The organism is Prolixibacter sp. DSM 2831, assembly GCF_056493735.1.
In genome coordinates, this window is sequence record NZ_CM151379.1 from 185,116 (window position 1) to 198,078 (window position 12,963).

Genomic DNA, 12,963 nt, shown 5'->3' on the forward strand with positions numbered 1-12,963 from the left:
CCATAATAGTGGTAGAAGCGAGTTATTAACTTAACAGACTAAGCAATTTAAAAACGGTAGAATTAATCTTTTTTTGACCTGTTTTCAGGAGGGGATATTCGACAAGGTTGACGTAATCTATGAAGCGAATACTGATATTTTTGTTTCTTTTAATTATTGTTAATTTCGTTGCGAGAGCCCAGCAGGACCCACAGTTTAGTCAGAACATGTTCAATCATTTGACTATCAATCCGGGATTTGCGGGTAAAAGTGATGCAATTAATGCTTCATTGCTCAATCGTTTTCAGTGGGTAGGATTTCCAGGAGCACCAGTTACCACCGTTTTTAATGCAGATGCTACTGTCGGCCTTATCGGTCAGGAGGATGGTATCGGTTTTTCCGTAATGAATGATGAGATAGGCTATGAGAAAAATATTTCGGTTAGCCTGATGTATGCCTGGCGTACAGATGTTGGGAACGGAAAACTGGGAACCGGAATTTCCATCGGCTTGATGAATAAAAACCTCAAGCCTGATTGGAGTTCGGATGCCGGAGCTAACCTGATCGATCAAGGGGATCCGCTAATTCCTCAGAGTGAGGTAAATGCTTTGGTTCCTGATATAGGATTCGGGTTATTCTATGAACACAAAGATTACTACCTGGGATTGTCGGTGAAACATCTGAACCAGGCGGTTTATTCTTACGAAGAGAGTGGAAAATATTCGCTGGTAAGGAACTATTATTTTTCGGGCGGATACAATATTCGTTTATCCGACCCGTTATTTGAAGTACAGCCATCGTTATTGTTTAAGACAGATGCTGCCAGTTACCAAGTCGATGTAGATGTGAATGTGCGCTATAACAAGCGCGTATGGGGAGGACTGGGCTATCGGTTAAATGATGCTGTGATTGTTTTGCTTGGGACGGAGTTTCGAAATGGGATTAAGGTAGGATATTCTTATGATCTGACCATTTCACCACTCGCCCGTTACAGTTCGGGTTCTCACGAGTTTTTTATCGCTTACTCGTTTAATCTGAACCGGAGAAGAGAACAGAAATATAAAAGCGTTCGATTTCTATAATAATACATTGAAGCGTGAAAATATTTGTGCCACATATGAACGATAATATGAGACGATTATTCTTCTTTGGTAGTGTAGTTGCCATCGTCCTGTCTCTGAGTAGTTGTAACCGAGGAACAAACGGTGAACTCGTTGGAGTGGGGAAACGAGGTAAGTATTTTGAGCCCACCCCTTTTGGAATGACCATGGTTCCAAGGGGAAGTTTTACGATGGGGCCGAGTGATCAGGATATCTCTCATTCGACCTCTCCCTCAAGAACTGTTTCTGTAGATGCATTCTGGATGGATGAAACGGAAATCACCAACAATGAATACCGGCAGTTTGTGTACTGGGTTCGCGACTCTATTGCTCGTCGGATGCTCGGACAGCAATTTGACGAGTTCCTGAACACGGAAGATCGGGATGGAAATCCGATTGATCCGCCAACAATAAACTGGGACGAGCGCATCGACTGGAACGACCCGGATTACAAGGAGGCACTTGCGGGATTGTACTATGCGCCCAAAGATCGTTTGTTTGGCAAGAAAGAGATCGATACGCGGAAACTCAATTACAAATATTTTTGGGTTGACCTGAAGCAAGCCGCTAAGCGGGCTAATGCTTATGATTACAAAACCCAGAGTTATAAAGGAACTGTTAACGATATTGATGGTAAGGAAGTTCCGATCGAAGGCCGTTCCAGCTTTATTATGAGCGATGCGGTAAATGTGTATCCCGATACATTGGTTTGGATAAGAGATTTCACCTATTCGTATAACGAACCCTGGGCTACCATGTATTTCTGGCATCCCGGTTTCGACGACTATCCGGTTGTCGGGGTGACCTGGAAGCAGGCCAAAGCATTCTGTATCTGGAGAACCCGTTACAAGAATGCAGCTTTGGCACAACAAGGTGAATATGCTGTACAGGATTACCGGTTGCCTTCGGAAGCTGAATGGGAATACGCTGCCCGTGGTGGGCTGCAGAATTCGATGTATCCGTGGGGAGGTTATTACACCCGTACTCAGGAAGGTTGTTTCCTGGCGAACTTTAAGCCTATGCGGGGAAATTATATCGATGATAAAGGACTGGCAACGGTTAAAGTTGGAACATACGATCCGAACGGATATGGATTGTATGATATGGCAGGTAACGTGGCCGAATGGACCATCACTGCCTATGATGAAGCTGAGTATAACTTCATGAATGACTTTAATCCGAACTATGAATATAATGCTCTTCCGGATGATCCGCCGGCGATGAAAAGAAAAGTGATTCGCGGTGGCTCGTGGAAGGATATTTCATACTTCCTGCAGGTAGGTACACGTACCTATGAGTATCAGGATACAGCGAAATCGTACATCGGATTCCGTTGCGTACGATCGTCATTTGGAGATGAATTTTAGAAAGGAATTAAACCATTAAATTGCTTTTGCCATGGGATTGACCGATTTTACGCATTCCAGACGATGGAAGGTCTTCATGAACTATGTATACAGTATTGGAGCTGCCATCGTGCTTTTGGGTGCACTGTTTAAACTTCAGCACTGGCCCGGCGGTCCGATTATGCTGACCATTGGAATGTCGACCGAAGCGTTGATATTCTTCCTATCTGCTTTTGAACCTTCAAACGAGCCGCCGGATTGGACCAAGGTCTATCCGCAGTTAAAAGAAGATTTTGCCCATCTGGATGCAGACGAACTTTTCGAAGAATCGCTGAACAGGAAGCCGAAGAGCTCATTCGATATGGATACCTTCCTGGAATCGACAGAAATATCGCCTGAGTTGCTGAATAAACTGCAGAAAGGACTGACTGATTTGAGCAACACGGCACAAAGTTTCGCCGATATTTCTTCTGCTACAATGGCAACAGATGTATATGTGAAGAACCTGAACGCTGCATCTGAGTCCATGAATATATTTGCTGAAGTCAATACACGGGCTGGTGAGAGTGTTGACAGTACTATTAACAAAGTGGTTCACTCAGGAGAAAAACTGGCTGAGTCTTATCACGAGTTTGTCAATACCATCCAACGTGACTTCAAGGTATTAAATGACCATTCTGGCAACTATACCGAAGAACTGGAGCGCATCAATTCGAACCTTTCGTCACTGAATGCTTCTTATGAAGTACAGTTGGAAGGAGCGCGCAAACAGGCTGAAACAGCTTCTTCAGTACATAAGGATTTTGCTCAGATGAACGAGTTACTGTCCAGTTCGGTACAAGAGGCTAAAAAATATCAGGCCCAGGCAGAAGAGTTAAATAAAAATCTTGAAGCGCTCAACAACGTATATGGAAATATGCTTGGAGCCATGAATATCAAGAAGTAATTCACCAAATTCTCGATTCGAAATGAGTGCAAAAAATTGTCCGGAAACTCCACGGCAACGAATGATTAGCCTGATGTATCTGGTGCTAATGGCTTTGTTGGCACTAAACGTCGATAAATCAGTGCTGGATGCTTTTGAAACTGTGGATCGAGGGTTATCGACGACTATCGAGAATTTCAATTCGAAGAATGCCAGGGTTTATGCCGATTTCGCAAAAGCTGCTCTTGACAATCCGGAAAAATCAGGAAATCTGAATCTGGAGGCGAAAACCGTTAAAGCAAAAACTGACTCGCTCTATAATTATATTACTGAGCTGAAAAAGATGCTGGTGGTTGCAGCAGACGGTGAAGATGGTAATATCCATAACATTAAGTCGAAGGATAATACCCAGGTAGCGCCGGAGTTGATGCTGGTAAAACACCAGGGGCGTTTAGGTAAAGAATTGAAGCAATCAATAGAATCGTATCGCAAGTATCTTTTGTCGTTGGTCGATCCCAAAGATACCGCGTTGATTTCAAGTATAAAAAGTAGTCTTAATACATCCGATCCGCCTCCGGTGGAAGGTAATTCGCCTTCATGGCAGGAGTCTATATTTCAGGGATATCCGTTGGTTGCTGTTGTAACCTTAATGTCGAAGATGCAGAGTGATATCCGTAATACCGAATCTGACGTGGCCAACTACCTGTATTCTAAAATCGATGCCACTTCATTTAAATTCAATAAGTTAAAGGCACAGATATTGCCCAAGACCGACTATGTATTGGAAGGTGGAACTTACGAAGCGAAGATTTTCCTTTCTGCTGTCGATACAACGGCTGAGCCTCAGATTTTGGTTGATGGTAAAAAAGTCCCGGTTTTAGAAGGTGAAGGAGTCGGAGAATATAAGGTTCCTGCGACGACCGAAGGAACTCACCACTGGAAGGGGTACATTAATTATAAAGGCCCATCGGGTCAAATCAGACAATATCCGTTTGAAGGTGAATACCAGGTGGCTAAGCCGTCGATGACGGTGTCTCCTACAAAAATGAATGTCTTCTACGCAGGTTTGGCAAACCCTGTTTCTATTTCGGTGCCGGGTATTCCCGCAAATAAAGTTATTCCTTCGATTACCAATGCGACAATGAAGTCGAATGGCCGGAATTATTTAGTGTATCCGAAGAAGCCAGGTGTGAAATCGGTTATTACGGTGAAAGCCGAAATTGATGGTCATGTGAAGACAATCGGTTCGACTGATTTCCGGGTGAAAAGAGTACCTGACCCGGTGGCTACCGTTGGAGGTAAAAACGAAGGTCAGATTACCAAAAACGAATTATTACTCGAACAGGGAGTCTATGCTGAAATTCCCGATTTCGATTTCGATATGAAATTTACGGTAACCTCATTTGTGGTTTCAACCACACGGGGAGGTTTCGTAGTGGATAAAAAATCTAACAGCAATTTGTTTACTCCGGACCAGATTAACTTGATGAAAAGTCTCAACTCCGGTAGTCGACTGTATATTGAAAATATTGTAGCCAAAGGAGAAGACGGGACAACCCGTAACCTTTCGGCCATCAGTTTCAGAATCAGATAAACATCCTGCTGAACCTAATTTACGGGAAGTAACAGAAATACTTAACTGATTCGCTAACTGGTAGATTATTAATTTGGAAGAACAAACTTGAGAAGAATGAAAAAGCTATTTTTGATTCTGTTTGCAATAGGGCTGGCTTGTGCTGCAACCCAGCCTGCAACGGCGCAGGTTATTGATGGTCCTTACCAGAAAAAGATTACCCGCGACCGGAAACCGGCTCCGCTTCCTGCGGTCAGAGAAGCTGATGTGTTTTGGTCAAAAACCATCTGGAGAATCATTGACTTGCGGGAGAAGATGAACCAGGATTTGTATTATCCTACCCGTGAAATGCATGGCCGGTTGAGTCTTATCAATCTTCTGTTGAAAGGCATCAAAGAAGGGCAAATTACTGCTTACGATGCTTCTACCGATAATGAGTTCAAACTTCCGATGACGTTCGATCAGGTGAAGGAGGCATTTGGTGCTGTTCCTAAAATGGTGGAACGAAGGAATTTTGAAACAGGAGAGATGGAAAATGTCAAGGTCGATCAGGACATTAATCCCGAGGATATCAAACAGATCATGGTGAAGGAAGTTTGGTATTTCGATAAGCAAACATCAACTCTTCAGGTTCGGATTATCGGCTTTTGTCCAATTCAGGAATTTTATCGTGATGACGACGTAAATCATGACCGTCCGCTTCGCAGAAAAGTATTCTGGGTATACTATCCTGAAATTCGTCCGATGTTGGCCAAATATGAGGTGCTGAATCCCTTCAATGATTCAAGAAGCCTTAGTTTCGACGATATTTTCCTGTTAAGAAAATTTGACAGTTATATTACCAAAGAGTCCAACATTTACAATAACCGTGCGATTAGTCAGTATGCTCAAGGACAGTATGCTACTAATGAGTCGAAACGGATTAAAGACGAAATTTTCAACTTCGAACAGGATCTCTGGGAATATTAAATTTCTCGGAGAATAAAATAGCAGTCTCATTCAAGTTTATATACGCCGGAGGATATTTCTTCCGGCGTTTTTGTGCTTTTAAAAGAGCACTGTTCTCTGTCTTTTATATTCTACTCATTTCATCATCATTTGGGAAATAAGATGATGACTTCCAGAAAAGGCTACTCTCAAAAAAGAACCGTTTCTCTTCTTGTCTTTATACTGTTCTCGTCAAATCTTTGTACGTTTATCCCTACTGTCTTTATACTGTTCTCCCTGCCACCTTTATACGGTTCTCGTCGAAGCTTAATACGTTTCTTATTGGAGCGTTATGTTTTTCCACTAAAATGGTGAGTGGTTCATTGTGATTGTAAGAATGATGACGGGGACTTTCAAAAAAAAAAGACGACCCTTTGCGGATCGTCTTGAATCGTGGATGATATAGTTTTACTGAATCAATTCCTGACCGTAATCATCAGTCATTAAATCAGTAGGAATTTTTCCCTGCCATTTCCGAATGGTGTAGTTTACTTTTACTGTAATCAGGTACATGACCGGCGCAATCACTAATGTAAGGAAGGTCGCGAATACCAGTCCGAAGATTACCGTCCAGGACATGGGTCCCCAGAAAGCAGTCATTTCTCCACCTACGTAGAAGTCAGGATCGAAAGAAGTGAACAGCTTAATGAAGTCGAAATTCAACCCGATGGCCAGCGGAAGCAGTCCCAGTACCGTGGTGATAGCGGTCAGTAACACCGGACGGAGCCTCGTTTTTCCGGCTTTTACAATCAGTCCTTGTAGTTCCTTTATCTCAAGGAAAGCATCCTGCCGGTACGAAAGTTTTTCTTTCCGGCGCTGGCGCAACAGGTCGATGTAGTCGACTAAAACAATTCCGTTGTTCACTACAATTCCAGCCAATGAAATAATTCCGATTCCTGTCATCAGGATGACAAACTGCATTTTGAATGCACCCAATCCCAGAAATACTCCGATGGTACTGAATAAAACAGTTCCCACAATAATCAACGGCCTGATGAGTGAGTTGAACTGGGTGACCAGGATAATCAGAATCAGCGAAAGCGCAATTAATAATGCCTGTGTAAGGAAGGCCATGGTATCGGCTTGCTCTTCCTGCTCGCCGGTGAAATCGATTTTGTAACCCGGAGGAACATCGAATCCTTTTAATACCTGGCGGATGCGTTCATTGATCTCATTGGCATTGTAACCTTCTTTCACGCCTGAGTAGAGTGTGATAACACGGGTAAAATCTTTCCGGTTGATCTTGTCGTAGGTGGTTCCGTACTGGAAATCGGCTACAGCCGAAATTGGAATGGCCTTTTTGGCACCGTCGCCTCCGCCGTTTACATCGATACGTTGATTCATCAGAGAAGCGACATTGTTCCGGTATTTATCCCTGAACCGGAGCATGATGTCGTACTCGTCTTCACCTTCTTTGTATTTACCAACTTTCCGGCCGTACAGTGAACTCCGGAGCGCGTAGGCAACCTGCTGTGTCGAAAGACCAAACCGGCGAACTTTATCGCGGTCAACATCCACTACCATTTCCGGTTTGTCCACATTCAAATCAATTTTCAATTGGTCGATTCCCGGAATATTTTCAGCATCTATTAATGACTTGACTTCTGTCGAAAGTTTGATTAACTCATCGAAATCGTCGCCGGAAATTTCCAGGTTGATAGGATTTCCAACGGGCGGTCCCATTTCGTCTTTATCGAGCGAAATTTTGGCTCCAACAAATCCCGACAGGTTATCTGTCAACTTCTGCATAATCTCCGACGTATTCTCGCCATGACGGTATTTAAATTCCTTAAAAGAAATAGTCGTTAGCGATTTGTTGGTTTCCCGGTTCGAACCTAACATTTGGCCTTTGCCTACGCCCACGACTGTATTGATCGACTTAACAATGTCCATGTACGGTTTGAGTGTTTTGTAGACAATGGATTCAACCTGTTTCGACACTTTATTTGTTCGGTCCAAATCGGTTCCTACCGGGAGTTCCATTGTAATATAAACCGAACTTGGATCAACATCCGGGAAGAACAGGACACCTGATTGGCGACTCATGAAAAACATGAGGGAGAAAACCAATACCAGGAAAGTTCCTGTTACAAAGAGCCATGGTTTTCTTCCTTTCAGCGCAAAGCGAAGAGTTCCTTCATAAGCCTTTTCCATGCGCGGAATAAAATGCTCCTGAAATTCTCTCGCTAATGGACGCATGATATAATGGTTTCCCAGCATGACCAATGTGATGACAGCCAATGTATTTCCAAACCAAAACACTTTAAGGAAATAGAATGGAATAGAAAGAATCGCGAAAATCATTGCATTGCGCCAAAGTTTGGTCATGTTCTTTTTCCCGTGCAGATTCTCCAGTTTCATAAAAGTGGAGGTGAAAGCCGGGTTCAGAATCAACGCCACAAACAGCGACGAGGTCAGTACGATAATCAGCGTGATGGGAAGGTATTTCATGAATTCTCCCATGATTCCTTTCCAGAAGACCAATGGAAAGAACGCTGCCAGTGTGGTTGCCGTTGACGAAATAATCGGGTAGGCAATTTCACTAACCCCTTTCTTGGTCGCTGTCATCGCATCACTTCCGTGGGAATAGAGCCGGTATACGTTTTCAACCACTACAATCGCATTATCGACCAGCATACCCAAAGCCAGAATCATGGAAAAAAGCACCATGAAGTTCAACGTATAGCCCATCTGCTTGATGATGATGAACGAAATGAACATCGACATCGGGATGGCCAGACCGGAGAATAGTGCGTTACGCGGTCCCATGAACAGGTACAAAATGAACATCACCAACAACATTCCCATGATAATGGAATTCTCCAGGTTGTTAATCTGGTTGCGGATATAGGTTGTACTGTCGTCAGACACCACGACATTCAGTCCGGAAGGGATCGCCCCGCTATCTTTCGCCTTCTGAATAACCTGGTAAACTTTGTCGGAGGCATCCAATACGTTGGCTCCGCTCTTTTTGACAATGGAAAGGCTGACTACCGGCATTTTGTCCAGTCGCGATATGGTAGTCCGTTCCTGGAATCCATCGGTCACATTACCGATGTCGCGCAAATACACCACGTTTCCGTTTTCCGATTTCACAATCGTATTGCGAATCTGATTCATATTGGTGTAGTCGGCCTGCGTACGAATGGAACGACGCGTATCATCGGAAATCATTTCACCGGCCCCCATGGTCACATTCTCAAACCGGATGGCATCTTCAATATCCTGGAAGCTCACATTACTAGCTTCGAGCATGTACGGATCGACATCAATCTGAATTTCCCGTTCATCGATTCCCTGGATATCTGCTTCCGATATTTCGGACAATCCTTCCAGTTCATCCTGCAGTTTTTCCGCGTAACGCTTCAACTCTGACAAACTGTAGTCGCCATAAAGGTTAATGCTCATAATGGGAAATTCCTCAAAATCAAAATCCTCCACCGACGGGTCATTATCCAAATCATCGGGAAGTTCGCTCTTGGCTTTGTCAACCTGGTCCTTGGTGTTCTGCAATGCCTGTTTTACCGGCACATCAGTTTCAAACTCCAGGACAATCAGACTCATATCCTGGTAAGAAGACGAGCTGACATTTTTAACGCCCTTCAGGTTTTTCAACTCTTTCTCGATAGGGCGGGTAATCAGGTTTTCAATATCGACCGGTGAGTTGCCCGGGTAGACGGTCGAAATCATCACATAGGGAATCACAATCTCCGGATTGAGTTCCCGTGGCATCTGTTGGTACGAAAGTAATCCGAAGCCAGCCAGAATTGCCGTCAGAATAAAAATCGTTGTTTTATTCTTAAGAGCGGCATATGTCGGCTTGAAAATCCGGTGAATACCCTCGGTATTAGATGAATTATTGTTGTTCTCAATATTCGACATCGGAATCTTTTGTTACAAGTTGTTTGGCAATTAATGAATGGAAATGGGTGAACCGTCGACAACCTGTTCGTAGCCTTCTACAATCAGTTTTTCGCCGGTTTTTAAGCCGTTACTCAACATGGTGTAGTTGTTGTTATTGCGACCGGTTTCAACATATCGTTTCGAGGCTTTCCACTTCCCTGAATTTTGGGCGGCCACAAATACGTATTTTCCGTTGAAATCATTCTTGATTAGAATAGAAGGAACAACGATGGCATCGTTGGCTTTGTAATCGGTGATGTGCAGCAACGAAACCAGGTTCGGACGAATCTCCTTGTCGGGATTATTCAGGTTAACCCTGACCTGGAAAGTCCGGTTGTCGGGATTGATGGTGCTCGACTTCCGGAAAATCGGTGCGGTGACTGTTTTCTTCAGGGCTGGGAAATTGATATCTACTTCCTGTCCGGCATGAATGGAAGTCAGGTAGGCTTCTGATACATCGGCGTAAATCCGAACGTTGGAAATGTTTACCACCTTGGCAAAAGGAATGGCAGGCCCGGCAATTTCACCCTGCTTTTGGTAGATACGATCGACTACTCCATCCACCGGCGATTTAATAATCGCCATATCGAGTTGAGCCTGTAGTCCTTCCAGTTTGCGCTCCAGCGATTCTTTGTTCGATTTGGCCTGCAGGTATTCGATCTCGGAACCGATGTGTTGGTCCCACAGTTTCTGCTGACGTTCGAAGACGGTTTTGGCCAACTCAAGCTGAATCTGCAAATCTTCGATGTTTCGCTGAATTGCCTCGGTGTTCAGGCGGCCCATCTCGGTTCCTTTTCTTACATGTTGTCCTTCGGTTACATCGATGGAAATAATGTTTCCAGCGGTTTCCGGAGCCACCGTAACATCTTCGTCGGCTTCTACATTGCCGGTCACTTCGATGGTGTGTGTGAAGAGTTTCCGGGCAACGGTATCCACCTTGACGGGAATTGTTTTATCTACTTTTTCGGTGCCCAGTTCCTTTTCCAGTTGGGCAATCTTCTGCTTCAGTTCCGTAGCCTGTTGGCGATAATCCTGAAGCAATTGTTCTTTGGCTTTGCGGTCACCTTCTTCGGTTGTAGTGGCGCTGCAGGCCATCAAAACAACGAGTGGTAATATCAGTAATAGCTTTTTCATCTTTCCGGGTTGTATCAATTTCAAATCGTTAAGCTGGTATGTGTTCATTTTTCTTGCTGGTAATTAAACCGTTGAGCATTCGTTATAAATTTCCTTCTGCTTTGTCGAGATTTATTTTCGACTGCAATAATTGCAGCATGGATATCAGGTAATTGGAATAGGCCGTCAGGTACTGCGTTTCGTTTTGCGATAACTCGGTACTGGAAGCAATCCCGTTATTGAATTTTATTTGTGTTTTGTCGTAAATTCTTTGTGCGATGGCTCTGTTTTCCCGATCGTTTTTGTATTTGTCCATGGCACTTTCCAAGTCCGACAATGCGGTCAAATATTGCATCTGAAGGTTCTGAATGTTTTGCAACTGTTCGTTTTCCGCTTTTTCTACTTCAAGTTTTGCCTGATTGATCCGCGAAGTACGCGCACCGGAATAAGTGATGGGCAACGTGATTTGCAAACCAACCATCGAGGATGGATACCAATCGGCTGTTGTAACATTAAATTCATTACTGTAAGCCGTTTTCTGGTAGTTGTAAAAAGCGTTTAGCTTGGGCAGAAAACTGACCTTCTCCAGGCTGAGTAACGATTGTTTGGCGGCTACCTGGGTTTCCTGCATCCGGTAATCGATGTGCTGTGTGTAATCGAACTTCCCGGTTAACGCTGCTCCGGTTTGGATGGGCTGAATAAATCGCGAAAGACTGTCTTTCAGCTGAATGTCCCAATCCACATTCATGCCCATGGCAAATTTCAGGACCATCTTCGATACCCTGATTTCACGCTCGGCTTTAATCACTTCGTTTTCGGCCTGTTGTTTCATCAACTGCAGTTGTTCCACATCCTGTTCTTCCCGGAAGCCGTTTTCGTAATAGGCTTTGGCTTCTTTCAGCAACTGTTCGCTGTTCAGCAGATTTTCTTTCACAATGCCCATTTTTTCTTCAGCAATCAGCGTTGTGAAATAGGCACTGGTTACGGCTTCCCTTACGGCGATATTGGTTTTCTCTTTGGCGTTACGGGCCAAATCCACGTATATTTTGGCCGACTTCAAGCCAATGAGGTACGGGCCGTCGAAAATCATCTGGGAGACCGAAAAGCCGAAATTGGAGTTGTAGTCCTGTCCGAATTTCACCGGAATGTAAGTTCCGGGTTCACCACCGACAAATTCGGCGGGAATAAGCGATACCGGCAGATTCAGGTTGGCCGTATATCCGGCCGAGGCATCTACCTGCGGAAGGCCGGAAGCAATGGTTTCCCACACTTTTTTCTGAGACGTCTGCAAATCAATGTCAGCATTTTTCGAATTGAACGAGTGCTCCATGGCGTACTGAAGCGCTTCGTCAAGTGTGAAATATAATGTGTCCGGTTGCTGTGCCTTTGCCCCGTAAACAAACATCAGGCAGAGTGAAGCAAGTAAAAGTGTCTTTCTCATCGTTAATTATTCAGGTTAATCTATTCTTTCATACTTACATCTTCGTGTTCGGGGGTAACTAACGAGATAGGTATGACGATTTTAATTACAATGTGTTAGTGCAAAAATAGAGGGGGACAAAATGCGTTTCAAGAGGGAATCGGTAAACGGCGGCGTTGTATCGGTGAATGGCGTTCGGTAAAAGATTGAGGAGTTTCAGAATGAATAGATGTCTTTCTTGCCTTTTACCTTCTGAACGACTCTTCGTACCGGTAATAATCGCCACCGGATGTACCAGTTCCAGTCAAACCAGCGGTCGTGCTCCTCACATTTCTTTCCGCAACGTTGACAATGTTCGTCCTCATTTGAGCAAGCATTTATTGGGTCAAAATCGTGTCCGAACAGGAAGCAGACAACGTGGAAAGGTTTCCGTTGGGGTATGTCAGAATGATGATTTTCCATTGTTCTTCGTTTTTTCATGGTTGGTGAAATCTGTAAAGTCTCTGAAACCTAAATTTTGTTTGGTCTGGCAAATCTAGGTTGTGGCGTTTTCCCGATCGTCTCATTTTCCGAAAGCGGGAAATCATTGAAATTTGAATTTTCGGCGTAGTGCCCTT

At 44.0% G+C, this 12,963-nt stretch carries 9 protein-coding genes; 5 read left to right on the top strand and 4 right to left on the bottom strand.

Going from position 1 to position 12,963, the window contains the following annotated elements:
• Positions 1–119: 119 nt before the first annotated feature.
• The 5 genes from AC060N_RS00745 (at position 120) to porN (ending at position 5,892) form a co-directional block, all read left to right on the top strand.
• Positions 120–1,061, top strand: a complete 942-nt coding sequence (locus AC060N_RS00745) for a PorP/SprF family type IX secretion system membrane protein (protein ID WP_479525477.1) — start codon at positions 120–122, stop codon at positions 1,059–1,061.
• Between the two features lie 47 nt (positions 1,062–1,108).
• Complete coding sequence (gene porK, locus AC060N_RS00750) at positions 1,109–2,446, top strand: T9SS ring complex lipoprotein PorK/GldK (RefSeq protein WP_479525478.1); 1,338 nt, start codon at positions 1,109–1,111, stop codon at positions 2,444–2,446.
• 31 nt (positions 2,447–2,477) lie between these two features.
• Positions 2,478–3,371 carry a type IX secretion system motor protein PorL/GldL gene (gene porL / locus AC060N_RS00755; protein ID WP_106541139.1) on the top strand — a complete coding sequence of 298 codons (894 nt, stop codon included), beginning with the start codon at positions 2,478–2,480 and terminating at the stop codon, positions 3,369–3,371.
• 22 nt (positions 3,372–3,393) lie between these two features.
• Entirely contained in the window at positions 3,394–4,944 is a 1,551-nt protein-coding gene (gene porM / locus AC060N_RS00760; RefSeq protein WP_479525479.1) for a type IX secretion system motor protein PorM/GldM, read from the top strand.
• Positions 4,945–5,040: 96 nt separating this feature from the next.
• Positions 5,041–5,892 carry a type IX secretion system ring subunit PorN/GldN gene (gene porN / locus AC060N_RS00765; protein ID WP_479525480.1) on the top strand — a complete coding sequence of 284 codons (852 nt, stop codon included), beginning with the start codon at positions 5,041–5,043 and terminating at the stop codon, positions 5,890–5,892.
• 426 nt (positions 5,893–6,318) lie between these two features.
• On the opposite strand, the gene AC060N_RS00770 is transcribed toward porN, so the two are convergent.
• The 4 genes from AC060N_RS00770 to AC060N_RS00785 form a co-directional block, all read right to left on the bottom strand.
• A complete protein-coding gene (locus AC060N_RS00770) occupies positions 6,319–9,792 on the bottom strand; it encodes an efflux RND transporter permease subunit (RefSeq protein WP_479525481.1) in 3,474 nt (1,157 codons plus the stop codon).
• Between the two features lie 30 nt (positions 9,793–9,822).
• On the bottom strand, positions 9,823–10,947 hold the full coding sequence (locus tag AC060N_RS00775; protein WP_479525482.1) for an efflux RND transporter periplasmic adaptor subunit: 1,125 nt from the start codon (positions 10,945–10,947) through the stop codon (positions 9,823–9,825).
• An 82-nt stretch (positions 10,948–11,029) separates the two neighbouring features.
• Positions 11,030–12,367: a TolC family protein gene (locus AC060N_RS00780; RefSeq protein WP_479525483.1), complete on the bottom strand. Its 1,338-nt coding sequence runs from the start codon at positions 12,365–12,367 to the stop codon at positions 11,030–11,032.
• Between the two features lie 195 nt (positions 12,368–12,562).
• On the bottom strand, positions 12,563–12,826 hold the full coding sequence (locus AC060N_RS00785) for a hypothetical protein (protein WP_479525484.1): 264 nt from the start codon (positions 12,824–12,826) through the stop codon (positions 12,563–12,565).
• Between the last annotated feature and the right edge of the window lie 137 nt (positions 12,827–12,963).